The following is a 19,605-nucleotide window of genomic DNA, read 5'->3' as shown; positions in this document are numbered from 1 at the left end:
ATTTAATGGCATCAATTGGAAAATTGATGTTATTTTTTTTATTTAAATTTTAATTTTTGACGTTTTTTTTTAATTGTTTTATTGGTTTTTACTTCTTTTAATTGGTTTATTTTTATTTTTTTTAAGTTTTACTTGTTGAATTGTTAACAAAAATACAATTTTGCTAAGTAAAAATTAATTTTCATATGAAGAAACTAACAATGAGTCTGCTTGTTGTGGTATTGTCTTCTTCTGTTGCTATTGTAAATGCTCAACAGAAGAAAAAAGATACTACTACACAGACAAAAGAGATTGAAGGTGTGGTGGTAACTGCACTTGGGATTAAAAAGGAGAAAAAGACAATAGGGTATGCTACATCACAAGTCAATGGAGATGATTTAAAAAAATCAGGAGAGGCAAATATTATTCAAGGCTTAGCGGGAAAGGCAGCAGGGATTCAAGTTACAGGTTCATCTGGGACTCCTGGAGCATCAAGTAAAATTCTGATTAGAGGCCAAAAGTCAATTAATCTTTCAAGCCAGCCTATTATAGTTTTAGATGGTCAGATCATTGATAACTCTGTCAATAATAATGCAGGGCAGGGTAGTAATTTGGCGGGAGTAGATGATTCAAACAGAGCTATTGATATAAATCCGGATGATATTGAGAGTGTATCAATTTTGAAAGGAGGTGCTGCAGCTGCGTTATATGGAGAAAACGCAAGAAATGGTGTCATTATTTATACAAGTAAGAAAGGTAGAAAAAGAAAAGGAATTGGAATTGATTTCTCTACAGCTGTATCTTTTGATATGATTACTCGCTTGCCGAAACTTCAAAATACGTATGCCGCTGGGACTAATGGAGTCACCTATATTGCACCTGCTCAATATGGCTCTGATGGTATTCCTATCACAGGGGGAACCAATCAAAGTTGGGGACCATTAATTTCGAATGTATCTGGTTTGAAGGCCTATGATAATGCTAAACACTTTTTTGAAACAGGTACTACACAAAATTATAACCTGGCTTTTTCAGGTGGTGGGGATTATGGTAATTTCAGAGCCTCATTTGGACATATTGATCAAACGGGGATTATTCCGAATACATCACTTAAAAAGACAAGTTTTGGTGTAAATTCTGAATTTAAGTTAACCGATAAACTAAAAGCTGGTGCTGATGTAAAGTATTCAAATACTAATGGATTAAGAGCTCAGAAAGGGAGTAATACTGCTGGGGTAATGTTGTCATTACTCAGAACACCAGTAACATATGATCTGAGAGATTATCAGACTGTACAAGGATATAATAAAAATTATTTTGCAGCGTATGATAATCAATATTATACAGTATATAATAATCCATATAAAGATGAGACAAACAGGTCCATTATTAGTGGTTACCTAACTTATAATTATAATAAAGCTTTGAATGTATTATTAAGAGCTGGAGTTGATACCTATACAACTCATGCTCAGCAGAATTATTCATTTTCAAGTAATGGTAATTCAACGGCTGACCGCACCGGGCAGGTTGTTATAGATACATATACACAAAGTCAATATAATTTAGATTTAATCTTTAGTGGGTTAGTTAACTTTACTGATAACATTAATTTGAATTATAGTTTTGGAGGGCAGATTATTTCTAAATTTGGAAATGATCAATATACTCAAGGGTCTACAATGTTGGAACCGAATCAATTCAACCTTTCTAACTTTACCACTTTTGTCGCCAATAATACAGATTTTAAACAAATCAAAAGAGGGATATTGGCTTCAGCAGAATTAGGATTTTATGACCAGTTTTATTTAACATTAACAGGTAGAAATGATTGGAGCAGTACATTGCCAAAACAAAATAGTTCCTATTTTTATCCTTCTGTTTCAGGATCTTGGCTGTTTAATAAGACATTAAATTTACCCAAATTGGTTAATTTAGGAAAAGTAAGAGTCGCTTATGCAAAAACTTTTGCATCTGCTAACCCATACAATATTGTTAACACTTATGGAACTCCAGCTTATTTTGATACATTTGGACCACAGTTAACTTCTCCATACATGGGGGTTGGAGCCTATGGTCTAACTACCATTGCAAAAAATCCAAATTTAAAGCCTGAGCGTAATGACGAATTTGAAGTTGGTTTAGAACTAGAATTATTTAAGAGATTACACTTAAATGCGAGCGCTTATAAATCAACCAATTATGATCTAATCATTCAAGCTCCTGTTGCACCATCTTCTGGATTTCAAAATTATTTTACCAACGGCCCTACAGTTGAAAATAAAGGTTTAGAGGTAGAACTAGGGTATGATATTCTTAAAAATCAAAACTTTAACTGGAGTGTAAACCTCAACTGGGCTAAAAACGTAAATAAGGTAGTTGAAATACAAGACAATCTAAATTTCTCTAGTGAAGGAGGTGATTTCTTTTCGGGAAATGTTGTTCCCGCTATTATTAAAGGACAGCCTTTGGGTGTTTTTTATGGAACAGCTTGGGAAAGAGATATGTCTGAAAATTTAATTATAGGATCTGACGGTTTACCATTAGTATCAGCAGAATCTCAAATTATAGGAAATCCTAATCCTGATTGGTTAGGAGGAATTAGAAATAATTTTAGTTATAAAAATTTGTCATTAAGCTTTTTGTTAGATATACGTAAAGGTGGAGACATTTGGAATGGAACATTAGCGAGGTTAAATAGGTTAGGAATGACACAAGTTTCTGCTGATGACAGATCATCTATGTATACAATACCTGGTGTTACTGAAACAGGTGCTCCTAATACGAAAACAATTAATAACAAACTGTATTATTCAAGCTTTTTAGGAGACGGATCAGGTAGTGCGAATGAACAACAGATGGAAAAAGATATAAATTGGCTTAGACTTAGAGACGTAAGCCTATCGTATAATTTTGGTAAAATTTTATCGAATACCCAAACTCTATCTTTTATAAGAGATGCTCAGGTTACTTTTTCGGCTAGAAACTTATTTTTAATTACTAACTACAAAGGTGTAGACCCTGAAACTTCTATTGCTGGTGCAGGTTCTAATACTAATGGATTTGATTACTTCAATAATCCAGGGACAAGAAGTTATACACTATCATTTAAATTTACTTTTTAATTATGAAAAAAATTATATACATACCTATAATTATTGCCGGATTATTTCTCAATTCTTGTCAGCATGAGCTAGATACATTTAATGATAATCCCAATAATCCTACACAAGTTACATCTCCTAAAACTTTATTTACGGGTACAGAAGTAGGAACAATTAATAATTCAACAGGTAATCTGACAAGACAAATAAGTTTGCTGACTCAGCACACTAATGGTAATCTGTTTCAGTCATTAGATTATACCAATTATTTTTTAACTGAATTGGATAATGAAACAGATTGGTCTAATATTTATAAGACTGGAGTAAATCTTCATCAAATTATTACTCAGTTTGGGGATAAATATCCTTACTATTCAGGTATGGCTAAGATTTTATTAACCTTAAATATAGGTTATGCAACTGATACGTGGGGAGATGTACCTTTTTCAGAGGCTTTTCAAGGAGTGGATAATTTTTCTCCAAAGTTTGATACTCAGCAAAATGTTATTGCTCAAATTCAAAGTTATCTTGATAGTGCAATAGTAGATTTATCAAAACCTAGTAGTGCTAATTTAGGGCTACCGGCAGGTGATGATATTTTTTATGCAGGAAATATAGACAAATGGAAAAAATTAGCATATGCTATAAAAGCAAGATATGCACTAAGACTTACTCAGCGGGAGGGTAGTACAGTTGCTGCAGAGAAAGCTTTAAATTATTTAAAAAATTCTTTTAGTTCTAAAGATGATAATTTAGTTGCTAATTTTGATGGAGGAAATAATCAAAATCTTTGGTTTGCATTTGATAATCAAAGATCAGGTTACATGTCTATGGGGAAATATTTTATAGATCTTTTAAAAAATAGTAGTGATCCAAGGCTACCTTATTATGCTGCATTAGATGCATCTGGTGGCTATTCTGGATCAGCTCCGGAAGATAGTAACACGGATGCTTCTCCATTTGGAAGCTATTTTGCAGGAAGTGCAAGTACACCAAATATAATATTTAGTTATAGTGAAATTAAATTCATAGAAGCAGAAGCACAATTCAGACTAGGAAATACTGGAGCTGCTCAAACTGCTTTGAAAGCTGCTGTAAGTGCATCTCTGTTAGATGTTACAGGTGTTGATAACCAAGCTTTTGCAACTACAGCTTCAGCCTCAGTAACATTACAGAACATTATTACTCAAAAATACTCTTCCTTGTTTACCACAATGGAGCCTTATAATGATTGGAGACGTACAGGTTTCCCTATATTAGCGCCTAACCAGAATAGCCAATCTAAAAAAATACCATTAAGATTAATAACTCCTAAAGCTGAGAGAACATTAAATAACAATGCAACAGTTGTGAGTGATGTGAGTATACCCGTTTGGTGGGATAACTAAAATTATTAAACTTTTAAGCCGCCTTCGGGCGGTTTTTTTATTTCCGTATATTTGTACTTCAAAATTTTGAAATGAATATTAAAGATATCATAGAGCAAAAACTTTCAGAAATTATTTTAAATGTATATCAGTTAAAAGACATCAAACTGGAAGTTCAGGAAAATAAAACGGAATTTGAGGGTGATTTTACCATTGTTACCTTCCCTTTGGTAAAACAATTGAAAAAAAATCCTGAAAGTATCGGGGTTGAATTAGGTGAAGCTTTAACAGAGCAGACGGAAATTTTTGAAAGCTTTAATGTAGTAAAAGGCTTCCTGAATGTTAAAGTGAAAAACCAATTGTTTGTAGATAACTTCAGATCTGTAAGCAGGAATTTCTCCACTATAGAAAAGAAAAATGCTACAGTAATGGTAGAATATTCGTCACCGAATACCAATAAACCATTGCATTTAGGGCATATCAGAAATAATTTATTAGGATTCTCTGTAGCTCAGATTTTAAAGGAAGCAGGATATGACGTAATCAAAACTCAGATTATCAATGATAGAGGGATTCATATCTGTAAATCCATGCTGGCCTGGGAGAAATTCGGTAAAGGAGAAACTCCTGAAACAACGAATACCAAAGGTGATAAATTTGTAGGAAACTATTATGTAGAATTTGATAAAAACTACAAAAAAGAAATTGCAGAGCTTGTAGAGCAGGGTGTAGGAGAGGAGCAGGCAAAAAAAGAAGCTCTGGTGATGAAGGAAGCTCAGAAAATGCTTCTGGACTGGGAAAATGGAGATGAAACAGTAAGAGCGCTTTGGGCAGAAATGAACTCATGGGTTTATAAAGGATTCAACGAAACCTATAAAAGATTAGGTGTTGATTTTGACCAGGTTCAATATGAAAGCAATACCTATATTTTAGGGAAAGATCTTATTCAGGCAGGTTTGGATAAGGGAGTTCTGTATCAGAAAGAAGACGGCTCTGTTTGGTGTGACCTTACCGATGAAGGACTTGACCAGAAACTGTTACTACGTTCAGACGGTACCTCAGTCTACATGACTCAGGATCTTGGAACAGCAGTTGAACGTTTTAAACAAAACAATATTCAAAAGCTGATTTACACTGTTGGAAATGAACAGGATTACCACTTCCAGGTTTTATTTAAAATCCTGAAAAAACTGGGATATGAATGGGCAGATCAGTTATTCCACCTTTCTTACGGAATGGTAGAGCTTCCTGAAGGTAAAATGAAATCCCGTGAAGGAACTGTAGTTGATGCAGATGACCTGATGCAGGAAATGTATGAAACGGCAAAATCTAAAGCTCAGGAATTAGGAAAATTAGAAACCCTTTCAGATGAAGAGAAAGAAGCATCTTATGAAACGGTAGGATTGGGAGCATTGAAATATTTCATGCTTAAAGTAGATCCTAAGAAAAAAATGCTTTTCAACCCTGCAGAAAGTATTGATTTTAATGGGAATACAGGTCCGTTTATCCAATATACTTATGCACGTATTCAGTCATTATTGTCAAAAGCAGGTGCTTTACAGACAGAAACTGCTAATATTGAATTGAATCAATCTGAAAAAGAATTGATTATGCAACTGACCAACTTTAAAACTATAGTGGCTAAATCTGCAGAAACCTTAAGCCCTGCTTTGGTTGCCAACTATGTTTATGACCTTGTGAAAGCATACAACTCTTTCTATCAGAATAATCCGATCCTGAATCAGGAAGATGAAAATGTAAAACAATTCCGTTTAAATATTTCAGATATCACAGCAAAGACGATCAAAAAATCGTTAGAGTTGCTGGGAATCGGAACCGTAAACAGAATGTAAAACAGAAAGCCTCCTGAAAAATTCAGGAGGCTTTTTTGTATATAAATTAATAATCTGGTCTTGCGGGAAATAACCCGAATCTCAAAATCTCGAAACCCGCAACCCGAATCTACGCCTTATCATTACTCTCACCACTCATCTGCTTCAGACTATCCGCATACAGTTTAGCAGGAATCCATCGTGCATGTTTGGAAAGAATTAGTTTGTAGCCTTTTTTGTAGGTATACACTTTGGTGAATTCGGCACCAAAGAATATCAGCATACAAGAATAATTGATCCACATCATAATCAGAATAACAGTTCCGGCAGCACCAAAGGCTGAGGTAGGTTTTACCTGATTAAAATAAAGACTTAATAAAAATTTTCCCAATGTAAATAAAACAGTAGTCAGAAATGCACCTTTCCATACTGGTTTCCAGCTGACCAAAACATCGGGCAGAACTTTAAACATTAAAGCAAATAAAAGCATAACCAGACCGAAACCTACGGCGAAATTCACAGTTTCTACCAGCATATAGGTTTCAAAACCAAAATATTGGGTGATAATCGTATTAAACAGGCTGATCAGAGAAGATAAAATCATGGTGATCATCAGAAGAAATCCCAGAATAAGAATCATTCCCAGGGAATTCGCTCTGTCCAGTAAGAATTTCACTAATGCCTTTTTAGGGGCGGCCTCAACTTCCCAAAGTGTATTTAATGAATGTTGAAGCTGAAAGAACAGGGTAGTAGAACCAAAAACCAAAGATCCTACCCCAACAGCCTTCATAAAAATATTCTTTTTGTCAATAAGAGCACCAGCCAGCATTCCTTCAATACTTTTAGCCACATCCGGACCCATAATACCGCTGATCTGTGAGCTGATCTGCCCACGGATAGCTTCTTCACCAAAGAAATTTCCCAGTACCCAGATAATAATGATCAATAATCCGGGAATGGAAAAGATGGCATAATAGGCAAGACTTGCTGAATCTTTTGATGCAGAAGAATTGTTCCATTCAGTAAATGTATCTTTCAGAACCTCCCAGAAAAATTTAGCATTTTTAATCATATTAAAATGGATATCCGATGGCAATATTTAAAACAAGATTATCTTTTCTCCAGTTAGAGTCTCCGAAATTAATTTTATCGAAGGCCCATCTGTCTCCTTTCTGATAGTAAGGAACTCTCAATGGCATGGCAAGGTCCAGTCTTAGAATCAGGATAGAAAAATCCAGTCTCAGACCTACTCCGGCTCCCACCGCAATTTCATTTAAAAAGTCTTTTGAAAACTTTGCTCCCGGTCTGTCTTTGTCGTCGTGAAGCAGCCAGATATTTCCGGCATCTACAAAAACGGCAGCATTTAAAAATTTATAAAGATTGGCACGGTATTCCGCATTTAATTCCAGTTTGATATCTCCGGACTGGTCAAAATAAGTCCCTGGATCTATCGTTCTCGGGTCAAAACTTCCCGGTCCTAATGTTCTTGCACGGAATGCCCTGATACTGTTACTACCTCCTGAGAAAAACTGTTTGGAGAAAGGAATAAATTCTGAGTTTCCGTATGGATAAGCAATTCCTCCGATAAATCTCGTAGCCAATGAAGACTTTTCCGTGAACTTATGATAGAACCTGAAATCGTTTTCAATTTTTACATACTGGCTGAAAGGAATTCCAAATATTTTCTTTTCCTTATCTTTTTTTACATCTGCTCCGGTAACCAATCCCGTGATATTTCCTGCAAGATCAAGCGTTCCCTTATAATAAACGGTATTGGTCTTAGGAAGCATAGTATTGGTATAGGTATAAGAATAGGTCGGACCGAAAATAAGCTGCTTTGCTACAACTCTTGCCATCGCTGGGTTTGCATCAGCTTTAATTTGGTATTCTTCCGTAACATTTGCCGGGGATACCAATGTAATATCAATCACTTTCAGATCATGTTCTTTTCTTGCATTTTCTTTCCATACATATCCGAATGATCCGGTAAAATTATTAAGGGTATAATATTGTGTTCTGTTCTGGAATTCATATCCCAATGTAATATTTGTTCTGGGAACAAACTCACTGGAAGAATGAAAACGGAACGGTGCCACAATTCTCGGGATGGAAAGCTGTACATTCGTTCCTGCACGGAAAATATTATTGGCATTCTGAGCGCCTCCCATCTGGAAATCAAAAGCTCCGAAGATGGCTGCTTTGAATTGTTCTGCACCACGGAAAAAATTTCGGTGGGTCCAGTTCAGGTTCAACTCACTACCTGCATAGTTGGCAGAGTTTGTTCTTCCCAATGCTTCCAGACGAAGCGACTGGACCTGTCTTGGAGTCAATAAATAATACGCATCAAATTTATGGCTTAAAGAATCAGATACGATAAACTCATTCTTTACAAATTTGAATACACCCAGACTGATCAATCGGTTCAGGGTCAGATTGTGGTTGGAACGGTTATAAAGATCTCCTTTTTTGAAATATAAGGCTCTGTCAAAAATTTTCGGTTTAAACTTATGTTGCGGATCAATAACGTAAATGTCGTCGAAACGATATTTAGAAAGAGAATCTTTGTCCATCGGTATACTGTATTTACCATCTTTTACATCCTGAATGTTGTAATTGGGAAATACAATAACATTATCAATACTGAACTGTTGAGTTGCTAGATCCGGCGTATTGTCCTTCAGCTTTACATTAAGCTCAACCTTATGATTTTTGCTCACCGTACTGTCCGCCTGAACAATAATATTATCAGGATGGAAATAATAAAAACCTCTTTCTTTTAACCTGTTGTCAATTCTGTCTCTTTCAGCTTTGATGACATCCAGGTCAAACGGTCTTCCGTTTTTAAGAAGGGTTTTATCAGTAAGGCTTTGAATTTCCTGATTGACCAGTGTAGAATCTTTCTGGAATTTTACACCATCAATCAGATATCTGGAACCTGGCTTTACCGTATAAATAACCTGAGCTTTTTTATTCTTTGAAACCGTATCATAAGAAGCTTTTGCATTGAAGTAGCCTTTGTTTTCAGAATAATTGACAATAATATCTTTATTGAATTCACGGTCTACATCACCTAACAACACAGGTTTTTCACCCACTTTATATTTAAGCCAGTAATTAAAACCTTTATCTTTTTTCGGTTCTTTGGCAATATTATAAAAATACAGCTTTGGGCGCAGTCCTAAAAACGTAGAATTGGGCTTTGGGGTAAGATTGGCTTCTAATGCAGCCTGAAGATCTTTCTTTTCCTTTTTAGAAATTGTATCATTTTCAATCTTTACTTTGGCCCCGGTGTAAAGCATCTGGCCTTCTTTCAAAAACCTTGTATTGCTGCACGAGACCACAGTGGATGCCATTCCGGAAACCAACAGATACTTACAATATATATGGAACTTATTACTCATTATTTAAATTCTACCACTTGATTATTTTGATTCTTTTTCGGCTTCTTGTCTTTAGATTTCTGGAAAATCTCCCGGAATTTGTCATAATCCAATGTAATGATAAATCCAACTCCGGTTTCTATGATCTGCCCCTGAAGAGCTACCTGATATTCATCTTTACGGTAAGCACGCAGCATATACCTTCCATCTTTGGAAAGGCTGTAATCTACGGAAACATTACCCGCAATATTGGTCATGTTTTCATTCTGGCGCGCCTGACCTTCCAGTCCGAAATTACTTCCTACCGTTACTTTGAGACGGTCATTCAATAATTTTTTACTGATGTCAACATTCAGATCGGTTCTTGTATTTTTCTCTCCAGTGGAATAATCTTCTGTAGAATCCAACCCAAAATTAAGATCTACCCCTTTAATCAAACCTGCCGCAAGATTGTTCAGCTGCTGAGAAAGAATTTTACTCACGCTCTGTCTCGCCATGGTCTCTGCAGACATTCCGGCTCCGCTTTCAAAAGGATTTTCTCCGATGAAACGGTTCAGAAGTAATAATGCAAACACTTGCTTATTCAGCTCAGACTCCTGAGTTCTGATTTGGGCAAGCTTCTGATCTACAACATCTTTTACATTGGTAGATACAGAGTTGTTTTTTTCATCTGTAGTAATATCAAAAGTAAGCTGAGGTTTTAATAATTCCCCTTTCATTTTTAATAAAGCATTGAAAGGAACTCTCTGCTTAAACTGATTCAATGTTGAAGCACTTTCTCCACTGATCTGCTGTTCTACAAGGTCAATAGGCGGTGCTTCTGTTTTATAAACTGCAGTAATGTCCATTTGAGCCGTTGTAGGTTCACCGGTCCAGGTGATGGTGCTGCCTTTCTGGATGTCAAATTTACGTTTCAGGAAACTCACCGAAAGATCATAACTACCTTTTTCCACTTCATATACACCAACCAATGTGGTCTTTCCTGACGGGTCTATTCCTCCGGTTAATTCTGCTTCACCCTGAAGCTGTACAAAATCACCATTGGCTTTATCAATGATAAGCGACAGTTTTGCTTCTTTGCTGACTTCAATATTAACGCTTACATCCATTCCTTTGATACGGCTTTGTGCATTAAGAGAATCTGCTTTGATCGTTTTATTTAAAACCACCTGATCCTGATCTACAAATTCTACAATACCATCTCTTTCCTGTAAAGTAGGACTGGATTGAGGAAGAACAAAAGTGAAATCCGTATTGTCTGCCACGCTCAGTCTTCCATCTACTTTTGGAAGATCAAGGTTTCCGCGGATATGAAGTCCGGCATCAATAGCAAGAACACCATACATGATTGCATCATTGGATTTTTCTGAATTGACTACTTTAAAGTCTTTAGCATTCACATTCAGGTTAAAGGCGAAATCTCTGTATGTCTGTGTCAGAACCTGGCCATCTACAACAAGAGCATTTCCGTCTTTATCTTTAATTTTAAATTTATCAAATTCGATTCCCTGGCTTGTAAAATCTATTTCATCACTCAGGTGTCTGAAATCACTTCCGGTTTTGGCAATTTCCAATCCTGCATCATTGAATTTTACTTTTCCTAAAATATTAGGCTTATCAGTAGTTCCGGTGATCTTTAAATTTCCTGAAAGATAACCTTCCGTATTGGTAATTGCATTCATAGAAAACCCTTGAATACTCTTCATCTGAAGCTGATTGATCGCCATATTCAGGTCGAAAGTACTGGAAGAGGTATTATAATCTCCCAGGATTTTTACATCATTATTATTTCCGGAAAGTGCAATGTCAGCATTTAAAACCTTTGGTGAAGCATTGTTCACTTTTACTGCAAGATTTCCGACAGGGCTTCCATAGACGATCAAATCAGAAATATTCAGGTCCGAAGTAAAGGTCATATTTTTAGTCACATCACGAAGCTGTGCGGTTCCGTTAATAGTTCCTCTTGCCAGAACCGTATCTTTTTTAATAAGTTCTGTAATGGTTTCAATCTTGAAATCTTTCAACGAAATATTCAGAGGACTGCTTGGGCTGCTGCTTTCGGACTGAACGGCAATTTCACTGTTTCCATTGGAGAGAATGAAATTATCAGCCAGAATTCCTTTATTGCTGATCTGGATTTTGTTGTTTTCAGCCACATTCCAATCCGTATAGTTGAGTTTTAAGCCATTCGGGTTCAGAGATATTTCTGTAATATCATTCAACGATTTTGCATTTCCGGCAATCAGGAATTGGGTGGCATCTTTTTCGTCTTTTGTGGTAACATTATATCGTATCGTGTTGTCTGCAATATCTCCGTCGATATTGATTTTGTTTAAAGAAAAACTTGAGCTTTTCAGTGCGGCAACATTCAGACTGTACTGTAATGCCTGATTTTCATTCGTTACTTTTAAAGCTCCTTTTTCAATGGTATTTTCACCATATAATAACCTTGGAATTTGTCCGTCAATCTCTATTTTCTGAGAATCTGCATCATAATTTCCTGTCAGATTAATTGTTTCAAAATCTTTCAGATTCGGAACAAATTTCCTGATCAGATCATCATTTTTGATTTTTGCAGTAAGGGTAAAATGCTGTCCCGGATCAATTTTCTGGCTTTTATCCGGCTTCTGGAACTGATAATACTGATTCACAGTTTTCGTTAACGCACCAAAAATCTGGGTGAGTTTATATTTGCCTTTCAGCTCCACATCTGCCACCTGAGAATTGAAAACAATCTGGGTAGAATCCTGAGTGGAAGAAGCTTTCAGATTGACTTCCTGTACAGGATATACTTCTTTGGTATCTGAAAATGCAAAATCTTTAAGGTTTAAATATCCGTTCAGATTATTAGGATCCAGACTGGTGAAATCTCCATCAATTTTTCCGGCAATAATCATTGGTTTTTCATAGAAGCCAAGCTTGTTGACATCCAGTTTGATGACTTCTCCATTCACTTTTACCGTAGGATTTTTTTCATCATACACCCCGGAAGCGGTCAGCTGTAAACTGGCATTCGGATCTTTTGAGTCCAGAATAACATGATATGCTCCTTTGTTGATCTTTCCGGTAAGATTCATGTTTTGATAACGGTATCCTTTGTAGACAGCAGAAGCAACATGTCCTTTTAAGTCCGCATTGGCATTTTTAAAATCAAAACTTTCTCCCTTGGCAGCAATCTGTGCGGTGATAGCACCGATATCTTTATTCTGAATAATTTTTCCAACCTGAATTCCCTGCAGATTAGCCTTTATATTATACAGTTCATGATTCTTTCTGCGCATGTCTACCTGTGCGATAACAGCCGCATTCCCCAAAGTAGAGTACAGGTTTAGATCTGTATTCACCACTTTGGTTGTTCCTTTTGCATTTCCTTTGATACTGAAATGGGAAGGAAGGGAAACATTGGAAGGAATTGTATTTTTAGGGACAAGATTGAATATTGTCTTGGCATTGGATGAAAGCTCCCCGATTCTCAGATCATAATATAACTGATCAGGATTCATTGCATTTTTGATCTTTCCGGATGCCATTACCCTCAGCTGATCCAGGCCTGAAACTTTAAGATCCTGAATTAAAAGATCATTCACGCTCCCTTTTACATTAGCGTTTACATTGAGAATAGCGTTAGGATATTTATTAAACGGGACAGTATTTTTCAACGTCGGAACAAGATTCAAAATGTCAGAGAATCCTATTTTTGAATCTTTGATGTTGGCTGAAATCTTTACAGCGCCTAAGTTTGAACTAAGTTGATCGATTGAGTTATAGTTTAAAATAACCTCATCACGCAATAGGGTTTTTGGAGTTTGAAGATAAAGATCTTTCAGGTATGCTTCCTTTTCTGCATACACGAAATCGGTATTGAATTTTTGGATATCCAGTCCTCTGCCTTCTTTGATTTCTGCAGAATTCACTGTTCCTGCAAAGGTGTTGTTTTCCATTTTGAAGCTTCTTACTTCCACATTCATTTTGGAAAAATTAAGGTGGTTGAAATCCATTCCCTGTTTAGTTGGGGCGATAGCAGTATTGTTATAATTTACCTTTACATCATTCAAAACAAGCTTTCCTAAAAGAAGTTTCATCGCTTTATCCTGATCGGAAACTTTAGAAACTTCAGGTTCTTTGTCCTTTTTCGGATTGGCATTCTGAGCAGGAAGATAAAGATTGGCATCAATATCCGCTCCGGAAAGAAATACATTGGCTACGTTGAAAGCATTATTTTCCAGATCCAGTTTGTTAACCTTTGTGCTCAGCTCTTTGAATATAACTTTTGCGAATGTTTTGGTATTTTCGTCACCGTAGTCAATATCAAAATGAGTAAGCTTGATTCCTCTTAACCCAATATTCATGGGCTTCTTTTCATTAAGAGAATCTACTTTTTTCTCTACTTTTTTAGCAACTTCTTCTACAAGTCCCTGCTTTAACTTTAATTTTAATCCGTCAAGATTGATATCATTGACCGCATACTTGTTTTTGCTAAGGTCAAAAGTTTTAACCCTTGTATCGAAAGACTTAAAATAAAGCTGAATATCATTCTTCGACTGTTGGTCATTGAAGGTGACCCCAACATCTTTTAAATTAATTTTATCAAGAGAAATAATGAATGGTTTGGAAGGACTTTCTTCTTTATCACTGGAAGCAAAAGCATCTATAATATAGTCAAAATTGAATCTACCGTCCGGTTTCCGTACCACATTGGCACGTGCTCCCTGCATTTCAACAGACGTAATATCTGCGGTAGAATTAAGAAGCTTCAGCATATGTAACCCTACATCCAGCTTTTTCACGGCAAGAAGCGTATCTACATCCTGTCCTTTGAGATAGAGATTCTCCATAACAAGGCTGTTGGGAAATCCTATATAGACTCTTTCAAGGCTTACGGGAGTTTTGATCTTTTTTTCCAGATAAACAATCAGCTTGTCTTTGATAAAGTTTTGAACGGCAGGAAGCCTTAAGCTTAGGATCAACAGGGTAAGAAGAACCAATATTGAAATAAAGGTTATTGCAATACGCCTTAAAAGTTTTGTGGTGTTGATTTTCAGTTTCAAATGCGATGAGGTTTCTAACAAAGATAATAATACTATTTTATTTGGTCTTTGTTGTGGTACCCTTTTGCGAATGCAAAAATCCTGCCTTGGCTGTCTTTTTATGGAATTTCTAGTTTGTAGTTGTCAAGTGAATAGTTGAATAAGACGGGCCAAGGCAGGGATTGTTATTTTAAAAAACGCCCCCTTTTATCATTTTTTAATGTTGAAAAGGTTAGTTAGCAAAAATGAAAATTCAAATGTTAGTAGTTGTGATGGGGGCGTGGCATGGTTTATATGATAGATAATAATAATTTTAGTTGTTTCCGTTTTCCCATTTCACTTCTTCTCCCTGAGGAGCGGCACCACCTTGTGCCGGTGTGATAGGAGCGGTTTCCTGGTTGATGTGATAAATGTAAGCGGCAATTTTCTCTGCATCTCTTCCTGTGATGGTTCCTTCCTTGATGAAAGGTCTCATGGTAGGATTATTGGGCGAGCCGTTTTCAAGCATCCAGAATACATTTTTAAATAAACTTTTTTCTTTGATATTGATCCAGTGGGTATCGGTTAGGTTTGGACCTATACCTCCTTTTCCACCGTCTCCATGGCAGGTAACGCAATTCGTTTTGAAAAGTTCCTGTCCTTCGGCAATATTATCAGCACTGTATTTTGCAGATTCCAGATTGATCTGAGGAGCAGTTTTCTCATACTCTGCAATAGATGCTAACATGGTTTTTGTTTCTTTGGTGTATTCTGCTTCCGGATGGGCATAATCTGTAAAAGAAAAGGCAAACAGATAGACTGCACAGAAAATACATCCGAACCAGAACAGGCCGATCCACCATTTCGGAAGAGAGTTGTCAAGCTCTGTAATTCCGTCAAAACCGTGGTCAATAAGAATATCTTTTTCTTCTGTAGCGGTTTGTTTTTTGAATGCTGAGTTCCATAATTTTTGGTAATAAGGAACTTTTTTTTCTTCCAGATATTGTTTTTTCTGTTCCTCGGATAATCTGTTGAAACTTTCATTTTCCACCAGATCTCCGATAGAGTTCATGATCAGCAATAGGATAGTGGCGATTAATATCAGCGCCCAGAAAAAAGGAGAAGAAAAATATCCTGAATCTCCGGCGAACATTTCAAAGGCCATGATCGTTAAACCTATCGTTGTGGCGATATATATTGAAATGGGGGTTCTCGTTTTCATTGCAGTTTAATTTTAAATATTATTCTACGCTTGCAGTCTGTACCTGTGTTGTTTTAATATCTGTACCTAGTCTTTGCAGGTAAGCGATCATTGCTACAATTTCTCTTTGTTCAAGCGGCACATACGCTGATCCTTTTGCTATTTTTTCTTTGGCCATCTGATCTTTTACATCTGTTGCTTCAGCGTAAATTCTCTGTACAATTGCTTTTGACTGATTATCTGCCCATTGGTTGGCCGAATCTATCTGAGACTTTGTATAAGGAACATCGAAAGCATTTTTCATCAGTTTCATTTTATCAACCATCTGATCGCGGTCCAGTTTATTGGTAATCAGCCATGGGAAACGTGGCATAATAGAACCGGCGGACGTAATTCTTGGGTTATACATATGTTTGAAGTGCCATGAATCCGGGTTTCTTCCTCCTTCTCTATGTAAATCCGGACCTGTTCTTTTAGATCCCCATAAAAATGGCCTGTCGTATACGAATTCTCCAGCCTTGGAATACTGTCCGTTTTTTCCTTCAAATCTTACCACTTCATCACGGAATGGTCTGATCATCTGTGAGTGACAGGAGTTACATCCTTCACGGATATATAAGTCCCTCCCTTCCAGTTCCAGCGGTGTGTATGGTTTTACTGCGGTAATTGTCGGAACGCTTTGCTTCAGTGACAGTGTAGGAACAATTTCCACCAATCCACCGATTGCTATGGTAACAAAAGCTAATACAGAAAGCAGAGTAGGAGTTCTTTCCAACCAAAGGTGTACACCTTCGCCTTCTTTTCTTGAAGTGCCGATGTTGGCCAATGCAGGAGCTTCTGCAGGAACTTCTTTCTGGAATGAACCGGCTTTAATCGTTTTGATCACATTAATCACCATTAAAATCGCTCCGGACAGATAAAGCACTCCTCCTAAGAATCTCATTTTAAAGTAAGGAATAATTGCAGTTACTGTATCCAGCCAGTTTTTCCACAATAATGTTCCGTCCGGATTGAATTGTTTCCACATTAATCCCTGAGTAAATCCTGAAATATACATAGGTACGGCGTAGAAGATAATTCCTAATGTTCCCAACCAGAAGTGCCAGTTGGCCAGTTTTTTAGACCAAAGGGATGTTCTCCACATGATCGGAACCAGATAATATACCACTCCGAATGCCATGAAACCATTCCATCCGAGAGCACCTAAGTGTACGTGGCCGATAACCCAGTCGGTATAGTGACCAATTTTATTTAATGATTTTGTTGCCAATAAAGGTCCTTCGAAAGTAGCCATACCATAGCATGTAACCGCTACTACAAAGAATTTAAGAATCGGATTTTCTCTTACTTTATCCCATGCTCCTCTTAGCGTAAGAAGACCATTCAGCATTCCTCCCCATGACGGTGCAATCAGCATGATAGAGAATCCTGTTCCTACCGCCTGAGCCCATGCAGGTAAAGCTGTATATTGCAGGTGGTGAGGCCCGGCCCAAAGATATACAAAGATCAGCGACCAGAAGTGAATAATAGATAGTTTGTATGAGAATACCGGCCGCTGAGCTGCCTTTGGCATAAAGTAATACATCAGACCTAATACAGGGGTGGTTAATACGAATGCTACTGCATTGTGCCCATACCACCATTGTACTAATGCATCTTTTACACCTGCATATACAGAATAAGATTTCCAGCTTGTGAAAGATAACGGAACTTCAAGATTATTGAAGATGTGAAGCATTGCAACAGCAATCCATGTTGCCAGATAGAACCAGATCGCTACATACAAATGTCTTACTCTTCTCTTAGCAATAGTTCCGAACATATTGATTCCGAAAATGATCCATGAGAAGGCAATTAAGATATCAATAGGCCATTCATGTTCAGCATATTCTTTAGAAGTATTGATTCCCATAAGGAATGTAATAACCACGCTAACAATCATTAACTGCCATGACCAGAAGTGAATCCATGAAAGGGTATCACTGTACATTCTGGTTTTAAGAAGTCTCTGCATACTGTAGTATGCACCACAGAAAAAGGAGTTACATACGAAAGCAAAAATTACAGCACTGGTATGAAGCATTCTGATTCTTCCGAAGCCCATGGCTCCCTGAGTATTAATCAGCCCCTGAATATTACCTGAAGCTAAGCTTTTAATAGTTGTATCATCCGTACCGAATAAAAATTCAGGCAATTCAGGATAAAAAAGCATCAGTGCAGCTGTAAGCCCCAGCAGAAATCCCACAAGTCCGAATGCGATAGTCGCATAGAGGAATGCTCTGACAATATTATTGTCATAATTAAATTTTTGCGTCTCCATAAATTCCAATAGTGTTTACCGAAGTGATATTTTCTCTGAAAAAAGATGTATTTTTAAGTCTTTTCTATGTTGAAAATAAATATCATGTAACGTGTATAATGTTTTGCCAAAGGTATTTATTAACTTTGTTGGAGGCTAATAGATAATCTTCTAAAATATACCGAAAACTACTAAAACAAAAACGATGAAAGTATGTGGACAAAATATCAGGAAAATACGTAGGAGCAGAGATCTTACACAGGAATACATGGCTTTTGAAATGGGCATTTCCCAAAAGGCGTATTCCGATATTGAGAATTCCAAGGTGAAGATCAATCTGGAAATACTGACTAAAATATCCGATATTTTAGACATCAAGCCATCTGACATCTGTAGTATTTCCCATAAGTGTGGAACTGATGGCTATGAAGATAAATACCAAAATCTCCTGGAATACATGAAAAAAAATGATATTTCCATTCCGAAAGAATACCTTTAATTAATGATAAAGTTAAGATTAATAGCAGATATTAATGAACATTATGAATCTGTTTATAGATGTTAAATATTGCTTTATTTACACCATAATGCTGTTGTAGGCTCTTAATTATAAAGTCTTTATTCTTAATTACGTTTGTGTTGGTTATCAAAACATTATAAGTTAGGAAGTTGATTATTTCAGGCGTAGTTGCAATTTCAAATTTTATTATAAAATTGTTTATAATATTTAATTGCTCTTCTTCGCTTATTCCAAGTTGGGAGATCTCACGTATTAGGATATCTATGAAGATAATGAATTTCCTGCAAGGGTTATAATACATAAACCATTTATCCATTTGGGTAATATAATATAAACCTTTAGCGTTTAGTAAGTTTAATATTATATTAATATTGAGTCCGCCTTCCTTCCTTATTAATTCAATTTTTTCTTCAGTAAAACTTTCAATAAATTCATTGATTATATTATTAATTTCCATAACTGTCATTGTATCAGATATGTGGTTGTTAGTTTTAATTAAGTTAAAAGTTTGATTGAATTCTGCTACAAAATCGTTGACATGCTGTTTTTTTATGAATGTTGATTGTTTTTTATTAAAGTCATACTGTACATAGAATGCAATGAATGTTAAAATACATGTAGTTATTCCAATGAAGGGAGCAGATATTCCTCCAATTGCATCCCCGATTTGGTTTTTATCGTTCATGTTAAATCCCCAATTCAGATGTGATGCAATATATATGTATGATAATAAAATTATAATGAATATTGCAAATAATACAATAAAACGCGTCAGATTTTTTCCATTAAAGAAATCATTGTCATCTGGTATATTTTTCATAGTGTTATTTTGTTTACCAATTTAAAGATATTTCTAACAAATATGATATGATTGAATTTAAATATTTGTAGACAAAAATTTTGGTGGAGTAAATATT

General features: G+C 36.1%; 10 protein-coding genes. 4 read left to right on the top strand and 6 right to left on the bottom strand.

Annotated elements, in window-relative coordinates; all coding sequences use genetic code 11:
- The first annotated feature begins 185 nt into the window (after window positions 1-185).
- From FB551_RS14085 to argS, 3 genes are all read left to right on the top strand, one after another.
- A complete protein-coding gene (locus FB551_RS14085; protein WP_142017929.1) occupies window positions 186-3,104 on the top strand; it encodes a SusC/RagA family TonB-linked outer membrane protein in 2,919 nt (972 codons plus the stop codon).
- Window positions 3,105-3,106: 2 nt separating this feature from the next.
- The gene (locus FB551_RS14080) at window positions 3,107-4,471 is read left to right on the top strand and encodes a SusD/RagB family nutrient-binding outer membrane lipoprotein (RefSeq protein WP_142017928.1); all 1,365 of its coding nucleotides are present in this window, start codon (window positions 3,107-3,109) and stop codon (window positions 4,469-4,471) included.
- Between the two features lie 71 nt (window positions 4,472-4,542).
- Window positions 4,543-6,303, top strand: coding sequence for an arginine--tRNA ligase (gene argS, locus FB551_RS14075; protein WP_142017927.1), 1,761 nt, complete (start codon window positions 4,543-4,545; stop codon window positions 6,301-6,303).
- Between the two features lie 109 nt (window positions 6,304-6,412).
- Here argS and FB551_RS14070 read toward each other — a convergent pair whose 3' ends face one another.
- The 5 genes from FB551_RS14070 to ccoN all read right to left on the bottom strand — a co-directional run bounded on the left by FB551_RS14070 (window position 6,413) and on the right by ccoN (window position 18,189).
- Window positions 6,413-7,354 (bottom strand): YihY/virulence factor BrkB family protein, encoded by a 942-nt coding sequence (locus tag FB551_RS14070; protein WP_142017926.1) that lies wholly within the window; start codon window positions 7,352-7,354, stop codon window positions 6,413-6,415.
- Window position 7,355: 1 nt separating this feature from the next.
- Window positions 7,356-9,683, bottom strand: coding sequence for a translocation and assembly module lipoprotein TamL (tamL, locus tag FB551_RS14065; RefSeq protein ID WP_142017925.1), 2,328 nt, complete (start codon window positions 9,681-9,683; stop codon window positions 7,356-7,358).
- Complete coding sequence (locus FB551_RS14060; protein WP_142017924.1) at window positions 9,683-14,710, bottom strand: translocation/assembly module TamB domain-containing protein; 5,028 nt, start codon at window positions 14,708-14,710, stop codon at window positions 9,683-9,685. The genes tamL and FB551_RS14060 overlap by 1 nt, the downstream gene beginning before the upstream one ends.
- Before the next feature lie 292 nt (window positions 14,711-15,002).
- Window positions 15,003-15,890 carry a cbb3-type cytochrome c oxidase N-terminal domain-containing protein gene (locus tag FB551_RS14055; RefSeq protein WP_142017923.1) on the bottom strand — a complete coding sequence of 296 codons (888 nt, stop codon included), beginning with the start codon at window positions 15,888-15,890 and terminating at the stop codon, window positions 15,003-15,005.
- Window positions 15,891-15,909: 19 nt separating this feature from the next.
- Entirely contained in the window at window positions 15,910-18,189 is a 2,280-nt protein-coding gene (gene ccoN / locus FB551_RS14050; RefSeq protein WP_047435907.1) for a cytochrome-c oxidase, cbb3-type subunit I, read from the bottom strand.
- 184 nt (window positions 18,190-18,373) lie between these two features.
- Between ccoN and FB551_RS14045 the strand changes: the two genes are divergently transcribed.
- Window positions 18,374-18,667, top strand: coding sequence for a helix-turn-helix domain-containing protein (locus FB551_RS14045; RefSeq protein ID WP_142017922.1), 294 nt, complete (start codon window positions 18,374-18,376; stop codon window positions 18,665-18,667).
- Window positions 18,668-18,698: 31 nt separating this feature from the next.
- Here FB551_RS14045 and FB551_RS14040 read toward each other — a convergent pair whose 3' ends face one another.
- Window positions 18,699-19,508, bottom strand: a complete 810-nt coding sequence (locus tag FB551_RS14040) for a hypothetical protein (protein WP_142017921.1) — start codon at window positions 19,506-19,508, stop codon at window positions 18,699-18,701.
- Window positions 19,509-19,605 lie beyond the last annotated feature (97 nt).

It is taken from the genome of Chryseobacterium aquifrigidense (assembly GCF_006716485.1).
Taxonomy (GTDB): domain Bacteria; phylum Bacteroidota; class Bacteroidia; order Flavobacteriales; family Weeksellaceae; genus Chryseobacterium; species Chryseobacterium vietnamense.
This window is presented reverse-complemented; position numbering and strand designations above follow the sequence as displayed.